The organism is Citrobacter sp. B72 (assembly GCF_016894305.1).
Classification (GTDB): domain Bacteria; phylum Pseudomonadota; class Gammaproteobacteria; order Enterobacterales; family Enterobacteriaceae; genus Citrobacter; species Citrobacter portucalensis.
Genome location: NZ_CP069801.1, coordinates 4,025,161 through 4,043,860 on the forward strand (window position 1 = coordinate 4,025,161; position 18,700 = coordinate 4,043,860).

The window sequence follows — 18,700 nt, forward strand, 5'->3', positions numbered from 1 at the left end:
GACCAACAGCCCATTATGCTCGCAGAGAACCTTATCACAGCCGGTTAGCGACTGCACTCCTCGCTCAACCTTAACGCGTAGCCATCTCAGCCGACGGCGACGTGGTTTCATTTTGCGCACGAACGCAGTACATCAGCACCACCGACGCCAGCAGAGCAATCGCCATGAAGGTGTAGGAGACGCCCGGCCCGCCGGTCACACCGTTGAGATAACCCACCAGCCACGCGCCGAGGAATGCCCCTAACGCGCCAAAACTGTTGATCATCCCCATCGACACGCCGGAGACGTTGCGCGGCAGCAGTTCGGGGATCAGCGCAAAGAACGGCCCGTAAGGCGCATACATACAGGCGGCGGCCACAACCAGCAGCGCGTAGGAGAGCCAGAAGGACTGGTTGCCCAACAGCCACGAGGCAAAAAACGCGATGGCGGCAATCAACAGCAGCGGCCAGATAAACAGCTTACGGTTCTGGAACTTATCGGACAGCCAGGAGACGGTCAGCATCAGGCAGATCGCCGCCAGATACGGCACCGCTGCCAGCCAGCCTACCGCCACAATGTCCATCTGAGCCGCATTTTTGAGGATTGACGGCATCCACATCATGAAGCCATACACGCCGATGCTCCACAGCGCATGCACCGCGCAAAGCATAATGACGCTGCGTGAACGCATCGCTTCACCGTAGTTACGCATCGGTTTGATGTCGCGCTGCTCGCGATCCATTGCCTGCTGTAATGCCTGTTTCTCCTGCTCGCTCAACCAGCCCGCTTCCGCTGGTTTGTCGCGTACCAGAATCACCCAGCAGAACGCCCAGATCACCGCCGGGATACCTTCGATAATAAACATTTCGCGCCAGCCCCAGGCTTCAATCAGGTAGCCGGAGACTATCGACATCCACAGCACTGTGACCGGGTTGCCGAGAATTAAAAAGGTGTTGGCGCGCGAGCGTTCAGTTTTGGTAAACCAGTTGCTGATATAAATCAGCATCGCGGGCATCACCGCTGCTTCGACGATGCCGAGAATAAAGCGGATCGCCATCAGCGTTGGGATATTGCTGACAAAGCCGGTCGCCGCGGCACAAAGCCCCCAAAGGATCAGGCTGTAAAAAATCATTTTGCGCACGCTACGCTTAACGGCGTACATCGCGCCCGGCACCTGGAAAAAGAAATAGCCCAGGAAGAATAACGCGCCAATTAACGATGCTGTTCCCTGAGTAATTCCTAAGTCATGTTCAATACCGGCGGCAGCGGCAAAGCCGTAATTGGCGCGGTCGAGATAAGCTAAGCTGTAGGTAATAAAAATAATCGGCATTAAATACCACCAGCGACGCGCTGGCAGTTTTGCGAGCATATTCATACTCACTCCTTGGATTATTGTTTTCGCTCAGGCCGCGCGTTGCGGCCCATTATTGATCAGACCGCGGCGAGCATGCCGCCGTCCACAAACAGAAGATGCCCATTCACAAAGTCAGAGGCGGGCGCGGCAAGATAAACCGCCGCGCCGATAAGCTCTTCCGGGTTACCCCAGCGAGCGGCGGGCGTGCGCTGGAACAGCCAGGCGGAGAATGCTTCATCGTTGACCAGCGCGGTGGTCATGTCGGTAGCGAAATAGCCGGGAGCAATGCCGTTGACCTGAATATTGTATTCCGCCAGTTCCACGCACATGCCACGGGTTAACATTTTGACCGCGCCTTTTGACGCCGCGTATGGAGTAATGGTTTTACGACCTAATTCGCTTTGCATTGAGCAGATATTAATAATCTTCCCGCGGCGGCGTTGCACCATGTAGCGGGAAACCTGCTGCGACACCAGAAAGACCGATTTCTGGTTTACATCAATCACTTTGTCCCATTCAGCCTCCGGGAATTCGGTGAAGGGATAACGACGCTGAATTCCGGCGTTGTTAATTAAAATATCAATGGCCCCAACTTCCTTTTCAATTTGCGCGATGGCGCGCGCAACCTCTTCCCCGTTGGTGACATCAAAACCATAACCAACGGCGCGATAGCCTTCGGCAACCAGTTTGTCCGCCGCCGCCTGAGCGCGCTGCTGGGTAATATCGTTAATCACAATCTCAGCACCGTGCGCCGCCAGACCGTTGGCCAGCAGGTTACCAATGCCCTGAGCGGAACCGGTAATCAGCGCGCGTTTGCCAGTCAGGTCGAATAGGTTTTTCATAAAAAACTCCTTTTTTAATAACTGTTACGCGTAACTGTATACGCGTAACAGTAGAAAAAAGAAGATCAAGGAAGAGGAAAATGATCGTTATGTGATCAACATTACATTTACGTGCAAGATGAAAAAAAGAGGGATAGACCTGATAAGCGTAACGCGATCAGGCCGTAAAGACAGGTTGCAGGATGGCGGCGTAAACGCCTTATCCGGCCTACAAAAACGACAAAAGCGAATACGAAATGTCGTCCGGTCGAGCACTGCAACGCCGGGACTGCACCGGACTAAACATCCTTCACCCGCCCGGTCATCCACAGCGTCACCACCGAAATCACCGCAATTACCCAATAGACGGCATAGTGACCGTAGCTTTGCGCAACAGCCCCCTGAATCACCCCTGCCAGAATGACTCCCGTTGAAATACTGTTGGTAAATAATGTGGTCGCTGACCCCGCACGTCCGGGCATCAGATCCTGAAACCACAGCATGCCTATCCCGGCGATAATACCGATAAATACCGCGTTAAACAGTTGCAGCACCAGCAGCGCCGTACGGCTGTGAAAGAAGATCAAACCAAGATAAAACAGCACGCCTGCCGCGACGGCCGCGATCATCATTCGCCGTTTGCCAAAGCGCTTCACGTAATAGCCCGCCAGAATCATCGCCGGAATTTCCAGCCCAGCCGCCGTCCCCATCAGGATCCCGGCCAGCTTGTCCGGCAAGCCCAGTTCGAGGCTTATCCACAGCGGCATATCGATGATGTACATGGTGTTGCAGGTCCACATCAGCGTGGAGGCAATAAACAACATACGCACATTTTTGTCCTGCCAACCACCGGTCTGTTCCAGCGGCACGTCTACAGGCTGCTCCACCCGAGCAACTGACGGCAGTATCAGCGCAATCAGCACCAGGCTAATGGCAAAAATCCCTGCGGCAATGGAAAACATCGCCGTAAAGCCGTAATTCAGCGCCAGCATAAAAGCCAGCGGTGGGCCAACTACCCAGGCCAGTGAAAGCTGCGCACGCATCACCGAGCTAAACATCACCACTTCACGCGCGGAGTTATCAGCATATTCCCGCGCCAGCGCAAACAGCTGCGGCATGGCGGTGTTCGCCAGCGAGGCCAGCAGCACACCGCAGGTGATCAGCGTAAGATAGTGACGATTAAAGGCAAACAGCAACGCATTGCCAATTGCCATCAGGCAGCAGAACATGATCAACTTACGTCGATCTCCCTGGCTGTCGGATCGTTTCGCGAGGCCAAGGCTGACGACGATCCCGACAATCGCATTGACGGTGTAAAACAGCCCGACCCAAAATGGCTGCGCCCCGACTTCACGGCTCAGGAACAGACTCAGCGTGGGTGCCTGCAATGCCCCCGCCACGCCCATCATAAAAGCGACCAGCATAAATGCCGCGTAAACGCCGTTGAGGCGCCGTCCCATGGTCATAATCCAGAGCATTGTTATCCCTATTGGCTGGGCTGATACGAAAAAAGCCAGCAGAAAAAATCTGCTGGCGGGTGATTTTACACCAATACTCAGTCACACATGATGTCTGCAATTTCCAATTCAGGAGTCAGATGTCATCTCCCACTGCATCAGCTCTTCGAGCATCTTTAAGCGCTGCGGGGCACTCAGGCAAGCCAACCAGGACGATTTTTCTGTCGCGGTAAAGTACTTCAACCAGAACTGACGCATAGATGACCCCTTCGTTGTCTCATCGCTTCATCGGAATCTATTATTGGCTTAATATAGGGATTATAAAATTGCTGAGTTTTCCGCAGGAGTTCCCCTTTTATGTCTTCTGGTCGTTTGCAACAACAGTTCATCCGTCTGTGGCAATGCTGTGACGGCAAGACGCAAGACACGACGCTCAACGAGCTGGCGGATCTGCTGAGCTGCTCGCGCCGCCATATGCGTACGCTGCTTAATACCATGCAGGATCGTGGCTGGTTAACGTGGGAAGCTGAAGTTGGACGAGGTAAACGCTCGCGACTGACATTCCTCTATACCGGGCTGGCGCTCCAGCAGCAGCGCGCGGAAGACCTACTGGAACAGGATCGCATCGATCAACTGGTGCAACTTGTTGGTGACAAAACGGCCGTCCGGCAAATGCTGGTCTCCCATCTGGGTCGCAGCTTTCGCCAGGGTCGGCATATCATGCGCGTTCTCTATTATCGCCCGATGCACAACTTGCTCCCCGGCACGGCATTACGCCGCTCCGAAACCCATATCGCCCGCCAAATCTTCAGTGCCTTAATTCGGGTAAATGAGGAAAATGGGGAACTGGAAGCGGACATTGCTCATCACTGGCAGCAAATTTCACCTTTGCATTGGCGGTTCTTCCTGCGCCCGGGGATCCATTTTCATCATGGCCGCGAGCTGGAAATGGAAGATGTTATCGCCTCGCTGAGGCGCATTAACGCCCTGCCGCTGTACTCACACATCACGCAGATCGTCTCTCCCACGGCCTGGACGCTGGATATCCATCTGGCCCAGCCAGATCGCTGGCTTCCCTGGCTATTGGGGCAGGTCCCCGCCATGATCCTGCCGCGAGAATGGGAAACGCTAAACAACTTCTCCAGTCACCCGATTGGTACCGGTCCGTATGCGGTAATGCGCAACACCAATAACCAACTGAAAATTCATGCATTTGATGATTACTTTGGCTACCGGGCCTTGATCGACGAAGTTAACGTTTGGGTATTACCCGATATCGGAGAAGAACCGGGCGGTGGGTTGACGCTAAAAGGCCCCACAGAGGATGAAAAGGCGATCGAAAGCCGCCTCGAAGAAGGCTGCTACTACCTGCTGTTTGATGCGCGTAGCCACCGTGGCGCTAATCAGGAGGTTCGCGAGTGGGCAAGCCGCGTTCTCTCGCCAACAAATTTAATCTGCCACGCCGATGAACAGTACCAGCGGTTGTGGTTTCCCGCCTACGGTTTGCTTCCCCGCTGGCATCACGCCAAACCAGGCCATGGTGAAAAACCCGCCGGGCTGGAAACGCTGACAATCACCTACTATCGCGATCATATCGAACACCGGATTATCGCGCAGATCATGAAAACGTTGCTGGCGCAGCATCAGGTACAGTTGAATATTCAGGAGATCGACTACGATCAGTGGCATGCAGGTGAAATCGTCAGCGATATCTGGCTCAACAGCGCCAACTTTACCCTCCCGCTGGACTTCTCACTGTTCGCCCATTTGTGCGAAGTCCCTTTGCTGCAAAACTGTATCTCGCGTGACTGGGAAAACGATGCGGCTCGCTGGCGAACGGGCGAAATGAGCCTGGCGGCATGGTGCCAACAACTGCTCGCCACAAAGGCCATTGTGCCGTTGATCCACCACTGGCTGATCATTCAGGGACAGCGAAGCATGCGCGGGCTGCGCATGAATACCCTCGGCTGGTTTGATTTTAAATCGGCATGGTTTGCGCCGCCGGATCCTTAATTGCTGCTGAGCAACAAAATCATTACACTAACGCCGTTCTCAACGGGGTGCTAAATAAAAAACATACACAAGATCATTCATGATGCATCAAGGCGGCAAGCGAGTGAGTCCCCAGGAGCATAGATAACTATGTGACTGGGGTGAGCGAGCGCTGCCAACACAGAGGCAGCGTGAATGATGAAGTGTATGGGCTGAGAGATACCCGTCGAACCTGATCCGGATAATGCCGGCGAAGGGATTTGAGGCTTATCTCAAGTCCTTTGCCACCCAACTCTTGAGGTGCAAAGTGTTTAAAAAATGTCTTCCGCTTTTACTGCTGTGCGCAGCGCCTGCCTTCGCTAAACCTGTACTGACCGTCTATACCTACGACTCGTTCGCCGCTGACTGGGGCCCTGGCCCGACAATCAAAAAAGCTTTTGAAGCTGACTGCAACTGCGAGCTAAAGCTGGTGGCGCTGGAAGATGGCGTCTCGCTGCTTAACCGCCTGCGCATGGAAGGAAAAAACAGCAAAGCCGACGTCGTGCTGGGTCTGGATAACAACCTGCTGGAAGCCGCCACACAAACCAAACTGTTTGCCAAAAGCGGTGTTCCAAGTGACGCCGTTAACGTACCCGGCGGCTGGAAAAATGACACCTTTGTTCCGTTTGATTACGGCTACTTCGCTTTTGTCTATGATAAAAACAAGCTGAAAAATCCGCCAAAGAGCCTGAAAGAACTGGTCGAAAGCGATCAGAAATGGCGCGTCATTTATCAGGATCCGCGCACCAGCACGCCAGGGCTGGGCCTGCTGTTATGGATGCAAAAAGTCTATGGCGACAAAGCACCGGAGGCGTGGCAGAAACTGGCAGCCAAAACCGTCACCGTCACCAAGGGCTGGAGCGAAGCCTACGGCCTGTTCCTGAAAGGTGAAAGCGATCTGGTGCTCAGCTACACCACCTCTCCGGCCTATCACATCATTGCCGATAAAAAAGACAACTACGCCGCGGCCAACTTTAGCGAAGGCCACTATTTACAGGTGGAAGTCGCCGCCCGTACCGCAGCCAGCAAGCAGCCGGAACTGGCCGAGAAATTCCTGAAGTTTATGGTATCCCCGGCATTCCAGAATGCGATTCCGACCGGCAACTGGATGTATCCCGTGACGCAAGTCGCCCTACCACCAGGATTCGAGCAACTGAATAAACCGGCCACCCCGCTGGAATTTACGCCGCAGCAGGTTGCGGCTCAACGTCAGGCATGGATTAGCGAATGGCAACGCGCCGTCAGCCGTTAATCCCCGGCTGGCTGGTTCCAGGGCTTACCGCCGCCACGCTGATGGTGGCCGTTGCCCTGGCCGCATTTTTGGCACTGTGGTTTAACGCCCCACAGGGAGAGTGGCTCTCGCTGTGGCAAGATGACTACCTGTGGCACGTGGTGCGCTTTTCTTTCTGGCAGGCTTTTTTATCCGCAGTGTTGTCGGTTGTCCCGGCGATTTTCCTTGCCAGAGCGCTCTATCGTCGTCGTTTTCCAGGACGTCTGGCGCTGCTGCGTCTGTGCGCAATGACGTTAATCCTGCCAGTGCTGGTCGCGGTATTCGGTATTCTTAGCGTCTACGGCCGCCAGGGTTGGCTGGCCTCGCTCTGCCATACATTCGGGCTGGAGTGGACGTTTTCGCCATATGGTTTGCAGGGCATTCTGCTGGCGCATGTCTTTTTCAATCTGCCGATGGCCAGCCGCCTGCTGTTACAGTCGCTGGAGAATATTCCCGGCGAACAGCGGCAGTTAGCCGCTCAGCTGGGTATGCGTGGCTGGCATTTCTTCCGTTTTGTTGAATGGCCGTGGCTGCGTCGTCAGATCCTGCCCGTCGCGGCACTCATCTTTATGCTGTGCTTCGCCAGCTTCGCCACCGTTCTGTCGCTGGGCGGCGGGCCACAGGCCACCACCATCGAGCTGGCTATCTACCAGGCGCTGAATTTTGATTACGATCCTGCCCGCGCAGCCATGCTGGCGTTGATCCAGATGGTTTGTTGTTTGGCGCTGGTGCTCCTCAGTCAACGTCTGAGCCGGGCGATTGCTCCCGGTGCTACCCTGGTACAAGGCTGGCGCGATCCCGACGATCGCCTGCACAGCCGACTGGCTGACGCAATCCTGATTATTCTTGCCCTGTTGCTGTTATTGCCGCCGTTGCTGGCGGTGATTATCGATGGCTTAAACCGCCATGTTCTGGATGTACTGATGCAGCCAGTGCTGTGGCAGGCGTTGGGAACCTCGCTGCGCATCGCATTAGCAGCAGGAGCGTTATGCGTCGTGCTCACTATGATGCTGTTATGGAGCAGTCGTGAACTCCGTGCCCGACAGCAGCTGCTGGCAGGTCAGATGCTGGAGTTGAGCGGCATGATGATCCTCGCCATGCCGGGCATCGTGCTGGCAACCGGCTTCTTTCTGCTGCTCAATAACACCACTGGTCTTCCTGAATCTGCCGACGGCATTGTCATTTTTACCAATGCGCTGATGGCGATCCCTTATGCACTGAAGGTACTGGAAAACCCAATGCGTGACGTCACTGCGCGCTACAGTATGTTGTGCCAGTCGTTGGGCATTGAGGGATGGTCGCGCCTGAAAGTGGTTGAACTGCGCGCCCTGAAGCGCCCGCTGGCGCAGGCGATGGCGTTTGCCTGCGTCCTGTCGATTGGCGATTTTGGCGTAGTGGCATTATTTGGTAATGAGGATTTCCGTACCCTGCCGTTTTATTTATATCAGCAGATTGGCTCTTATCGCAGTCAGGATGGCGCAGTTACGGCGTTATTACTGCTGATCCTGTGCTTTACGCTGTTTACCGTTATTGAGAAATTGCCGGGTCGAAATGTTAAAACTGATTGATATCACATGGCTGTATCACCATTTGCCTATGCGCTTTACGCTATCGGTCACGCGCGGTGAGCAAATAGCTGTACTCGGGCCCAGCGGCGCCGGGAAAAGTACGCTGCTGAATCTGATTGCCGGCTTTCTCACGCCTGCCAGCGGTACCATGATGATTGACGGTGAAGATCACACCACCACGCCGCCCTCACGCCGTCCTGTTTCCATGTTGTTTCAGGAAAATAACCTGTTCAGCCATCTGAGCGTACAGCAAAACATCGGCCTGGGCCTGAATCCGGGATTGAAGCTGAACACATCGCAGCGGGAGAAAATGCACCACATCGCTCAACAAATGGGACTCGACTCTCTGCTGGAACGCCTCCCCGGTGAGCTTTCCGGCGGGCAGCGGCAGCGCGTGGCGCTGGCGCGTTGTCTGGTGCGGGAACAACCTATTTTACTGCTTGATGAACCGTTCTCAGCGCTCGATCCCGCGCTGCGCCAGGAGATGCTAACGCTGGTCGCCGAAGTCTGTCGCGAGAAGCAGCTGACGTTGCTGATGGTTTCTCACAGCGTAGAAGATGCCGCGCGAATTGCGTCCCGCTCGATTGTGGTCGCCGATGGGCGCATCGCGTGGCAGGGCAAAACGGACGATCTGTTAAGCGGCAACGCCAGCGCCTCGGCGCTATTGGGCATTAAAGCATAATGCGTTGCCGGATGACGGCGTGAACGCATTATCCGGCCTGTAGGTCGCACATTTTGTAGGCCGGATAAGGCGAAGCCGCCATCCGGCAAAGGTATCGTCAGTAACCTACAACCTTACGCAGAATGTCGATATACACCGGCATCAGCGGATGGCGCAGTAACGCCACCAGCGCGACCACGCCGATCCCGAGCGTTAACGGCGCCAGATACAGCAAACGGCTGCGGGGGAAATACGCCGTTAAGCGATCAACAGCCGCTTTGCCACTGCGCCATAGCCGCCAGCAAAACCAGCCGCCCACCCAGAGCAACACCGCCGTCGCCAGCAGCAACCATTTAAAATCCCCGCTCTGCATATCAGAAGGGATATCAATTGCCGCTCCCGCCAGGATCCCCGGCAGGAAGTAGAACGGTGGCCACAGCACGCAGCCAATAATATTCGGGACGATAAATTTAGCGACAGGCAGATCCAGCATGCCTGCTACCATCGGCACCAGCGGGCGCGTCGGTCCGACAAAACGGCCTACCAGAATGGTAAACATGCTGTGTTGATGCAGGGCGTGCTCGGTTTTATCCAGCAGCGCCTTGTTCTTTTTCATGAACGACCAACGGTGCAGCGGCTTTTTAAAGCGCCAGCCCAACCAGAAGGAGATCCAGTCCCCCAACAGGCAGCCGACAATGCCCGCAAGCCAGGCATGCCAGAAGTTCAGTTCGCCGCTGCCAATCAGCGCGCCCAACCCCGCCATCATCACGGTCCCGGGCAGAATCAGACCAACCAGCGCCAACGACTCCAAAAAAGCCACCAGAAGTACGGCGATCAGAGAGTACAGGGCGGACTGGAGAATAAAGTGTTCCAGCAATGCTTGCATAATGTGTCCGTCAAATTTACGAAGCAGGGATTTTGATAACCCCTCTCAACTTCGTCAAGCCATCAATTGTCTGAATAGATTGCGAGTTATGACAACTTTCAGGATACATCATTCACTTTTTATTCACATCCAGCACGAAACTCGCTCGGACTGGCACCGGTACATTTTTTGAAAACACGAGAGAAATAGAGCTGGTCGTCAAAGCCAACATTGCGACCTACGGTGGCGATAGGCATACGTGTGGTACTCAGCAGCAGCTTCGCCTGGCTGATGCGCTGGTCCTCGCGCCAGCTTAATACACTGATACCCAACTGCTGACGGAACAGATGCGACAAACGGGAAGGCGACAGGCAGACATGCTGTGCGACGCTGGCGATATCAAAATTGCTGTCCGCCAGGTGATCGCTGATGTACTGGCAGGCATCGCGAACGCGGTTGTCCATGGGCGGGTGTAGCGATTCATTGATGGCTTCCATACGTCGGAGCAACAACTGCTCCAGTAAATTAATCGCCAGCAGTTCAGAATAACGACCTTCTCCCTGCCCGGCGTTAATTATTTGCCCAAACAGCTCGTTAAAATGCGGCTGATGTGCTTCATCCGGGCGGAAAAAACCGGTCTGGCCAAAAATGGCCGGCCAGGTCAGCCACTCCTGCCAGTAGGCGCGCGGGCGAAAGTAAACCCACTGGTGATACCACTCGCTGGCATCAGGATGGCGCCCGTAGTGGTGAATTTCTCCGGGTGGAAACAACAGAATATCGCCAGGCCGGCAGACAAACTGCTTGCCCTGATTATTGATAACCCCTTCGCCACGGATGGTGAGATTGAGGATATAACCCTTCATACCCAGCGGCCTGTCGATAAAAAAATCCAGGTATCCGTTCGCCTCAATGGGGGTTAATCCGGCCACCAAATGCGCGTTAAACGAATAACCTGGCAACAGGGGATCGTTTTGCGTTTCAGCCATAATTTCAATACTCCCTATGTCCTGCCAAGAAACAATTTGTCCATATTACGCCAGACATCATCGCTGTCGCCCCTGCGGGCCGCTGTATTTGCGGCAATGGACCACCAACCCCGCTTGTGAAAAGCTCTTTGTAAAAAACATGTACTACGCCAACGTCAAAATCGGCTAACAAAAGTGTCTATAACTACGGCAGAAATGTCCACATTGATTATTTGCACAGCGTCACACTTTGTGATGTCACAGCATTTTAGTCCATAAGATTAGCGGATCCTGCCTGACGGTTTTTATCGCTACTCACTACTGTTTATCCATACCCGTATTTTTGGATGGAGTAAGACGATGGCGATTGCAATTGGCCTCGATTTTGGTAGTGATTCAGTACGCGCTTTGGCGGTGGAATGTGCCACCGGCGAAGAGATCGCCACCAGCGTTGAGTGGTACCCACGTTGGCAGGAAGGGCAGTATTGCGATGGCCCAAACAACCAGTTTCGCCATCATCCGCGCGACTACATTGAATCCATGGAAGCGGCGCTGAAAACCGTACTGGCCGAACTGAGCGCTGAGCAACGCGCGGAAGTGGTCGGGATTGGCGTTGACAGTACCGGCTCAACCCCGGCACCCATCGATGCAGACGGTAATGTACTGGCGCTGCGTCCGGAGTTCGCGGAAAACCCGAATGCGATGTTTGTCCTGTGGAAAGATCACACCTCAGTAGAAGAAGCCGAAGAAATCACCCGCCTGTGCCATACACCGGGCAAGATCGATTACTCCCGCTATATCGGTGGCATTTATTCCAGCGAATGGTTCTGGGCCAAAATCCTGCATGTAACTCGTCAGGACCACGCAGTTGCCGAAGCTGCGGTTTCGTGGATTGAGCTATGCGACTGGGTTCCAGCCCTGCTCTCCAACACCGTACGCCCACAGGATATTCGCCGCGGTCGCTGCAGCGCCGGGCATAAATCCCTGTGGCATGAAAGCTGGGGGGGTCTGCCGCCAGCCAGTTTCTTTGACGAACTCGACCCCATCCTCAACCGCCATCTGCAATACCCAATGTTTACCGATACCTTCACCGCGGATCTGCCGGTTGGCACCCTGTGCGCCGAGTGGGCACAGCGTCTGGGGCTACCGGAGAGTGTGGTGATTGCAGGCGGTGCTTTTGACTGCCATATGGGCGCGGTCGGCGCAGGTGCACAGCCTAACACGCTGGTGAAAGTCATCGGCACGTCAACCTGCGACATTCTGATTGCCGACAAGCAAAGCGTTGGCGAGCGTGCGGTGAAAGGCATTTGCGGCCAGGTTGATGGCAGCGTGGTGCCGCATTTTATCGGTCTGGAAGCGGGGCAATCTGCTTTCGGCGATATCTATGCCTGGTTTAGCCGTGTATTGAGCTGGCCGCTGGAACAGCTTGCCGCGCAGCACCCGGAACTGAAAACACAGATTAAAGCCAGCCAAAAACAGCTGCTGCCTGCGCTCACCGAAGCCTGGGCGAAAAATCCGTCGCTGGATCACCTGCCGGTGGTGCTCGACTGGTTCAATGGTCGTCGTACGCCGAATGCCAACCAGCGTCTGAAAGGCGTCATTACCGACCTGAATCTGGCAACCGATGCACCAGCGCTGTTCGGTGGTCTGATTGCCGCCACGGCCTTTGGCGCACGCGCCATCATGGAATGCTTCACCGAACAAGGCATTGCGGTTAACAACGTGATGGCGCTTGGCGGTATCGCGCGCAAGAACCCGGTCATCATGCAGGCCTGCTGTGACGTGCTGAACCGTCCGCTACAGATTGTCGCTTCAGACCAGTGCTGCGCACTCGGTGCAGCTATCTTCGCCGCCGTTGCCGCGAAAGTACACGCCGATATCCCTGCCGCTCAGCAGCAGATGGCAAGCGCCGTGGAAAACACGCTGCAACCTCACCCAGAGCAGGCTCAACGTTTTGAACAGCTTTACCGCCGCTATCAGCAGTGGGCAGTAAGCGCTGAACAGCAATACCTTCCGACTGCCGCTCCGGCGCAACAAGCCCCGGTAGACCTGGCAACCCTGACACATTAAGGACACGACAATGACGATTTTTGATAACTATGAAGTGTGGTTTGTGATTGGTAGCCAGCATCTGTATGGCCCTGAAACCCTGCGTCAGGTAACCCAACATGCCGAGCACGTCGTTAACGCACTGAATACTGAAGCCAAACTGCCCTGCAAGCTGGTATTAAAACCGCTGGGCACTTCCCCTGACGAGATTACCGCTATCTGTCGTGACGCGAATTACGACGATCGCTGTGCAGGGATGGTGGTCTGGCTGCATACCTTCTCTCCGGCCAAAATGTGGATTAACGGCCTGACTATTCTCAACAAGCCGCTGATGCAGTTCCACACCCAGTTCAATGCCGCCCTGCCGTGGGACAGCATTGATATGGATTTTATGAACCTGAACCAGACTGCGCACGGCGGTCGTGAGTTCGGCTTCATCGGCGCGCGTATGCGTCAGCAGCATGCCGTGGTCACCGGCCACTGGCAGGATAAACAAGCGCACGAACGCATTGGCTCCTGGATGCGCCAGGCCGTGTCCAAACAAGATACCCGCCACCTGAAAGTCTGCCGTTTTGGCGACAACATGCGTGAAGTTGCGGTCACCGATGGCGATAAAGTCGCTGCGCAGATCAAGTTCGGCTTCTCGGTAAACACCTGGGCCGTGGGCGATCTGGTGCAGGTAGTGAACGCAATTAGCGACGGCGAAATCAACGCGCTAATCGATGAGTACGAAAGCACCTACACCATGACGGCGGCGACGCAAGTCCACGGTGAAAAACGTCAGAACGTCCTGGAAGCGGCCCGTATTGAACTGGGGATGAAGCGCTTCCTGGAACAGGGCGGATTCCACGCCTTCACCACCACATTTGAAGATTTACACGGCCTGAAACAGCTCCCTGGTCTGGCCGTACAGCGTCTGATGCAGCAAGGCTACGGCTTTGCGGGCGAAGGCGACTGGAAAACCGCCGCTCTGCTTCGCATCATGAAGGTGATGTCAACCGGTCTGCAGGGCGGCACCTCATTTATGGAGGATTACACCTACCACTTCGAGAAAGGCAACGATCTGGTGCTCGGCTCGCACATGCTGGAAGTATGCCCGTCCATCGCGGTGGAAGAGAAACCGATCCTCGACGTACAGCACCTCGGCATTGGTGGTAAAGACGATCCTGCCCGTCTGATCTTCAACACCAAAACCGGCCCGGCAGTGGTTGCCAGCCTGATCGATCTCGGCGATCGCTATCGCCTGCTGGTTAACTGCATCGACACGGTACAAACGCCGCACTCCCTGCCAAAACTGCCTGTCGCTAACGCGCTGTGGAAAGCTCAACCGGATCTGCCAACCGCTTCTGAAGCCTGGATCCTTGCCGGTGGCGCGCACCACACCGTGTTCAGCCACGCGCTGGATCTGAACGATATGCGCCAGTTCGCTGAAATGCACGATATCGAGATCGCAGTGATCGATAACGATACCCGCCTGCCGGCCTTTAAGGACGCGCTGCGCTGGAACGAAGTGTATTACGGGTTCAAACGTTAATTGGTGAAACGGATTGCCCGGTGGCATTTCATTTACCGGGCCTACAAATTACGTAGGCCGGATAAGCGAAGCGCCATCCGGCATTCAGGAGTTAACATGCTAGAAGATCTTAAACGTCAGGTACTGGAAGCGAATCTGGCGCTGCCAAAGCACAACCTGGTGACGCTGACCTGGGGAAACGTTAGCGCCGTCGATCGCGAGCGCGGCGTGTTTGTGATTAAACCTTCGGGAGTCGATTACAGCGTAATGACCGCCGACGATATGGTGGTAGTCAGTATCGCCACGGGTGAAGTTGTAGAAGGTACGAAGAAACCTTCCTCAGATACCCCAACACACCGTTTGCTGTATCAGGCATTCCCGACCATTGGCGGCATTGTTCACACCCATTCGCGTCATGCAACCATCTGGGCGCAGGCGGGTCAGTCGATTCCTGCAACGGGGACCACCCATGCGGACTATTTCTACGGTTCGATTCCCTGCACACGCAAAATGACCGACGAAGAAATCAATGGCGAATATGAATGGGAAACCGGTAACGTAATCGTTGAAACCTTTGAAAAACAAGGTATTGATGCCGCACAGATGCCTGGCGTGCTGGTGCACTCTCACGGTCCATTTGCCTGGGGAAAAAATGCCGAAGATGCGGTGCATAACGCCATCGTGCTGGAAGAAGTCGCCTATATGGGGATCTTCTGTCGCCAGCTCGCGCCGCAATTACCGGATATGCAGCAAACCCTGCTAGATAAACACTACCTGCGCAAACACGGTGCAAAAGCGTATTACGGGCAGTAAAAGAAATAAGCGCGCAGATAATCTACGCGCTCCTTTATAGTTATTCGCTATAATATTCGGCGAATGAACCTTGGTATACACAATCATTTGAACAGATATAATCAATTACATTATCATAGTGTCCATGAGCCTTATTTCCTTCCAGACAATGGAAAAAGATATAATCTGTAATCGTCGCCTGCCACTTCTGCCCGTTCAGCAGATAATTAATCACTGTATCTTTGTGTCCCTTACTTTTGTCATTACCCTGCCAGTGAAAAAAAGCGCTACCATTTTCAATAATTTCAGCATTCCACAACTTACCGTCCCATGTTTTATATAAAATATACTTGCTCACAGTTCTAATCGCTGGATTAGAAATCATTGTGTTAACAAACATATAGTTCTGATATTTAATGCCAAGCTGATGTTTGGAAAGAACGTTCATAAAAACTCCATTTTTTCAAAATTAATATTAAAAGGACAAAAAAATGCACAAGCCATCGACAAAATAAAATTATATTCACAGAGAATTTCCCGACAAAATTGAATTGAAACTGCTTAGTTAGAACAATAACAACCCCATTTAAATATATTATATTTAAGATAATGACCCAAACATTTCGAATGAAAGTTTTACACTAACAGCTAATAAAAACAAATAAAAATATAATTTTTTTACTAATCCGAGAAATATGTAGCAAAATCAAATGAGCACTATTCCTAAAAAATAGAAAAAGTATGAAAACGAACTTGTAATTAACAATTAAAACATAAACAACGTAATTAATGGAAACTAATGTACAAATACCAGCTATAACATATCTATCTGTAGCCTATCAAAGCTATTTTATTCATATATTGCATATGAAGATAACATTGTCAGGTAGGAATAATTATTTTACTCAGGAAAGCGTATTACGGGCAGTAACCTCTTCTGAGCATGACAACTGTATAAAATCACAGCTAATCTATCAGAACCAGGCTATAATAATGCCTGGTTTTTTGACGGATACGCAGCGTGGCGCAAGCAGGTTTTATTTTAACCCGGCACTGGCGGGACACCCCGCAGGGAACTGAGGTCTCATTCTGGCTGGCTACAGACGATGGGCCGCTGCAGGTCACGCTCGCGCCTCAGGAGTCGGTCGCGTTTATTCCCACCAGTCAGGTTCCTCGCGTAATGTCATTATTACGCACTGAAAACGGCTATCGCCTGAAATCGCTGCAATTGCAAGACTTCCACCGCCAGCCTGTTTCCGGACTGTATTGCCGCTCACATCGCCAGCTCATGCGATTGGAAAAACTGCTGCGCGAAAACGCAGTCACCGTCTATGAGGGCGACGTACGCCCACCTGAGCGGTATCTGATGGAGCGCTTTATCACCTCCCCTGTTTGGGTCGAAGGCGACAGACATAATGACATGCTGCTGAATGCCCGCCTGAAGCCGAACCCTGACTATCGACCACCGCTAAAATGGGTATCGCTGGATATTGAAACCACGCGCCACGGCGAACTCTATTGCATCGGTCTTGAAGGCTGTGGGCAGCGTATTGTCTACATGCTCGGCCCGCCAAACGGCGACGCCTCTACGCTTGATTTTGAACTTGAGTACGTTGCAAGCCGCCCGCAGTTGCTGGAAAAACTCAATGACTGGATTGCCCGTCACGATCCTGATGTGATAATTGGCTGGAACGTCGTGCAATTCGATTTACGCGTCCTGCAAAAGCACGCCGAACGTTACCGCATTCCCCTGCGTTTTGGTCGTGATAATAGCGAACTGGAGTGGCGCGAGCATGGCTTCAAAAACGGCGTGTTCTTCGCGCAGGCCAAAGGTCGTCTGATCATTGACGGCATTGAAGCACTCAAATCCGCCTTCTGGAATTTCTCGTCATTCTCGCTGGAAACGGTGTCACAGGAGCTGCTGGGCGAAGGGAAGTCGATTGATAATCCGTGGGACAGAATGGACGAAATTGACCGTCGGTTTGCCCAGGATAAACCCGCGCTCGCCACCTACAATCTCAAAGACTGTGAGCTGGTCACGCGCATTTTTCATAAAACCGAGATCATGCCATTTCTGCTGGAGCGCTCGACGGTCAACGGTCTGCCGGTCGACCGTCACGGTGGTTCGGTTGCCGCCTTCGGCCACCTCTACCTTCCGCGCATGCACCGGGCGGGTTATGTAGCGCCGAATCTCGGTGAAGTCCCCGCGCACGCCAGTCCCGGCGGCTATGTGATGGACTCGCGCCCGGGATTGTACGACTCCGTACTGGTGCTGGATTACAAAAGCCTGTATCCCTCAATAATTCGTACTTTTTTAATCGATCCGGTGGGGCTTATCGAAGGGATGGCGCAGCCGGATCCGGAACACAGCACCGAAGGTTTCCTTGACGCCTGGTTTTCACGCGAAAAGCACTGCCTGCCGGAAATCGTTACTCAGATCTGGCTCGGGCGCGAAGAAGCAAAACGCCGCGGCAATAAGCCACTCTCGCAGGCGTTGAAAATCATCATGAATGCATTTTACGGCGTGCTGGGCACCACCGCCTGTCGCTTTTTCGACCCGAGACTGGCCTCGTCCATTACCATGCGCGGCCATGCGATCATGCGCCAGACCAAAGCGTTAATTGAGGCTCAGGGTTACGATGTCATTTATGGCGATACCGATTCCACCTTTGTCTGGCTGAAAAAGGCGCACTCAGAAGACGATGCAGCCCGAATTGGTCGGGAACTGGTGAGCTATGTCAACACCTGGTGGGCGCAATCGCTGAAGCAACAAAATCTGACCAGCGCGCTGGAGCTGGAATTTGAAACCCATTTTTGTCGCTTTCTGATGCCGACCATTCGCGGTGCAGATACCGGCAGTAAAAAACGCTATGCGGGGATGATTCAGGACGGTGCAGAGCAACGTATGGTGTTTAAGGGACTGGAAACGGTACGAACCGACTGGACGCCGCTAGCCCAACAGTTTCAGCAGGAGCTATACCTGCGAATTTTTCGTAACGAACCTTATCAGGAGTTTGTTCGCGAGACTATTGACCGTCTGATGGCTGGTGAAATGGATGAACAACTGGTGTACCGCAAGCGCCTGCGTCGCCCGTTAAGTGAATACCAGCGAAATGTTCCACCACACGTTCGTGCCGCGCGACTCGCCGATGAGCAGAATGTAAAGCTGGGGCGTCCGCCACAGTATCAGAATCGCGGAACCATAAAATATGTCTGGACGGTCAATGGCCCAGAACCTGTTGATTATCAGCTATCTGAACTCGATTACGAGCATTATCTGACCCGCCAGATCCAACCCGTTGCCGAGGGAATTCTTCCCTTTATTGACGATAATTTTGCTACACTACTCACAGGACAACTGGGGTTATTTTGACG

General features: G+C 53.6%; 15 protein-coding genes. 8 read left to right on the forward strand and 7 right to left on the reverse strand.

The genetic code is table 11. The annotated features are described in order from the left end of the window. Positions 1 to 70 precede the first annotated feature (70 nt). The 4 genes from JQN59_RS19275 to sgrT all read right to left on the reverse strand — a co-directional run bounded on the left by JQN59_RS19275 (position 71) and on the right by sgrT (position 3,869). Positions 71 to 1,354: an MFS transporter gene (locus JQN59_RS19275; RefSeq protein ID WP_149607612.1), complete on the reverse strand. Its 1,284-nt coding sequence runs from the start codon at positions 1,352 to 1,354 to the stop codon at positions 71 to 73. Between the two features lie 56 nt (positions 1,355 to 1,410). After that, on the reverse strand, positions 1,411 to 2,175 hold the full coding sequence (gene idnO / locus JQN59_RS19280) for a gluconate 5-dehydrogenase (RefSeq protein ID WP_003829575.1): 765 nt from the start codon (positions 2,173 to 2,175) through the stop codon (positions 1,411 to 1,413). Between the two features lie 278 nt (positions 2,176 to 2,453). Continuing rightward, a complete protein-coding gene (locus JQN59_RS19285; RefSeq protein WP_048214949.1) occupies positions 2,454 to 3,632 on the reverse strand; it encodes a sugar efflux transporter in 1,179 nt (392 codons plus the stop codon). Between the two features lie 108 nt (positions 3,633 to 3,740). Further along, a complete protein-coding gene (gene sgrT / locus JQN59_RS19290) occupies positions 3,741 to 3,869 on the reverse strand; it encodes a glucose uptake inhibitor SgrT (RefSeq protein WP_020996233.1) in 129 nt (42 codons plus the stop codon). Between the two features lie 99 nt (positions 3,870 to 3,968). On the opposite strand from sgrT, the gene sgrR reads away from it, so the two are divergent. From sgrR to thiQ, 4 genes are all read left to right on the forward strand, one after another. Next, on the forward strand, positions 3,969 to 5,624 hold the full coding sequence (gene sgrR, locus JQN59_RS19295) for an HTH-type transcriptional regulator SgrR (protein ID WP_048214950.1): 1,656 nt from the start codon (positions 3,969 to 3,971) through the stop codon (positions 5,622 to 5,624). Between the two features lie 286 nt (positions 5,625 to 5,910). Then, a complete protein-coding gene (gene thiB / locus JQN59_RS19300; protein ID WP_048214951.1) occupies positions 5,911 to 6,894 on the forward strand; it encodes a thiamine ABC transporter substrate binding subunit in 984 nt (327 codons plus the stop codon). Next, on the forward strand, positions 6,870 to 8,480 hold the full coding sequence (gene thiP, locus JQN59_RS19305) for a thiamine/thiamine pyrophosphate ABC transporter permease ThiP (protein ID WP_149607611.1): 1,611 nt from the start codon (positions 6,870 to 6,872) through the stop codon (positions 8,478 to 8,480). The genes thiB and thiP overlap by 25 nt, the downstream gene beginning before the upstream one ends. Then, the gene (thiQ, locus tag JQN59_RS19310; RefSeq protein WP_032942352.1) at positions 8,464 to 9,162 is read left to right on the forward strand and encodes a thiamine ABC transporter ATP-binding protein ThiQ; all 699 of its coding nucleotides are present in this window, start codon (positions 8,464 to 8,466) and stop codon (positions 9,160 to 9,162) included. The genes thiP and thiQ overlap by 17 nt, the downstream gene beginning before the upstream one ends. Positions 9,163 to 9,259: 97 nt before the next feature. Here the strand turns inward: thiQ and JQN59_RS19315 are convergent, their stop codons facing one another. Continuing rightward, positions 9,260 to 10,027 carry a DedA family protein gene (locus JQN59_RS19315; RefSeq protein ID WP_003829584.1) on the reverse strand — a complete coding sequence of 256 codons (768 nt, stop codon included), beginning with the start codon at positions 10,025 to 10,027 and terminating at the stop codon, positions 9,260 to 9,262. A gap of 119 nt (positions 10,028 to 10,146) precedes the next feature. Further along, entirely contained in the window at positions 10,147 to 10,992 is an 846-nt protein-coding gene (gene araC, locus JQN59_RS19320) for an arabinose operon transcriptional regulator AraC (RefSeq protein ID WP_003829586.1), read from the reverse strand. A 339-nt stretch (positions 10,993 to 11,331) separates the two neighbouring features. Here araC and araB point away from each other — a divergent pair, with 339 nt between their 5' ends. The 3 genes from araB to araD all read left to right on the forward strand — a co-directional run bounded on the left by araB (position 11,332) and on the right by araD (position 15,346). Further along, positions 11,332 to 13,041 carry a ribulokinase gene (araB, locus tag JQN59_RS19325; protein WP_149607610.1) on the forward strand — a complete coding sequence of 570 codons (1,710 nt, stop codon included), beginning with the start codon at positions 11,332 to 11,334 and terminating at the stop codon, positions 13,039 to 13,041. A gap of 10 nt (positions 13,042 to 13,051) precedes the next feature. Next, positions 13,052 to 14,554 (forward strand): L-arabinose isomerase, encoded by a 1,503-nt coding sequence (gene araA, locus JQN59_RS19330; protein WP_003829590.1) that lies wholly within the window; start codon positions 13,052 to 13,054, stop codon positions 14,552 to 14,554. 96 nt (positions 14,555 to 14,650) lie between these two features. Further along, on the forward strand, positions 14,651 to 15,346 hold the full coding sequence (gene araD / locus JQN59_RS19335) for an L-ribulose-5-phosphate 4-epimerase (RefSeq protein WP_048214955.1): 696 nt from the start codon (positions 14,651 to 14,653) through the stop codon (positions 15,344 to 15,346). A 40-nt stretch (positions 15,347 to 15,386) separates the two neighbouring features. On the opposite strand, the gene JQN59_RS19340 is transcribed toward araD, so the two are convergent. After that, positions 15,387 to 15,773, reverse strand: a complete 387-nt coding sequence (locus tag JQN59_RS19340; protein ID WP_149607609.1) for a DUF4751 family protein — start codon at positions 15,771 to 15,773, stop codon at positions 15,387 to 15,389. 573 nt (positions 15,774 to 16,346) lie between these two features. On the opposite strand from JQN59_RS19340, the gene polB reads away from it, so the two are divergent. Continuing rightward, positions 16,347 to 18,698, forward strand: coding sequence for a DNA polymerase II (gene polB, locus JQN59_RS19345; RefSeq protein WP_149607608.1), 2,352 nt, complete (start codon positions 16,347 to 16,349; stop codon positions 18,696 to 18,698). Positions 18,699 to 18,700: the final 2 nt, after the last annotated feature.

Excerpts from the sequence above, each read along its gene's own strand:
- JQN59_RS19285 (WP_048214949.1), bottom strand. The coding sequence starts at position 3,632 with ATGCTCTGGATTATGACCATGGGACGGCGCCTCAACGGCGTTTACGCG.
- thiQ (WP_032942352.1), top strand. The coding sequence starts at position 8,464 with ATGTTAAAACTGATTGATATCACATGGCTGTATCACCATTTGCCTATG.
- araA (WP_003829590.1), top strand. The coding sequence starts at position 13,052 with ATGACGATTTTTGATAACTATGAAGTGTGGTTTGTGATTGGTAGCCAG.
- JQN59_RS19315 (WP_003829584.1), bottom strand. The coding sequence starts at position 10,027 with ATGCAAGCATTGCTGGAACACTTTATTCTCCAGTCCGCCCTGTACTCT.
- araD (WP_048214955.1), top strand. The coding sequence starts at position 14,651 with ATGCTAGAAGATCTTAAACGTCAGGTACTGGAAGCGAATCTGGCGCTG.
- JQN59_RS19340 (WP_149607609.1), bottom strand. The coding sequence starts at position 15,773 with ATGAACGTTCTTTCCAAACATCAGCTTGGCATTAAATATCAGAACTAT.
- JQN59_RS19275 (WP_149607612.1), bottom strand. The coding sequence starts at position 1,354 with ATGAATATGCTCGCAAAACTGCCAGCGCGTCGCTGGTGGTATTTAATG.
- araB (WP_149607610.1), top strand. The coding sequence starts at position 11,332 with ATGGCGATTGCAATTGGCCTCGATTTTGGTAGTGATTCAGTACGCGCT.
- idnO (WP_003829575.1), bottom strand. The coding sequence starts at position 2,175 with ATGAAAAACCTATTCGACCTGACTGGCAAACGCGCGCTGATTACCGGT.
- sgrR (WP_048214950.1), top strand. The coding sequence starts at position 3,969 with ATGTCTTCTGGTCGTTTGCAACAACAGTTCATCCGTCTGTGGCAATGC.
- thiP (WP_149607611.1), top strand. The coding sequence starts at position 6,870 with ATGGCAACGCGCCGTCAGCCGTTAATCCCCGGCTGGCTGGTTCCAGGG.
- araC (WP_003829586.1), bottom strand. The coding sequence starts at position 10,992 with ATGGCTGAAACGCAAAACGATCCCCTGTTGCCAGGTTATTCGTTTAAC.
- sgrT (WP_020996233.1), bottom strand. The coding sequence starts at position 3,869 with ATGCGTCAGTTCTGGTTGAAGTACTTTACCGCGACAGAAAAATCGTCC.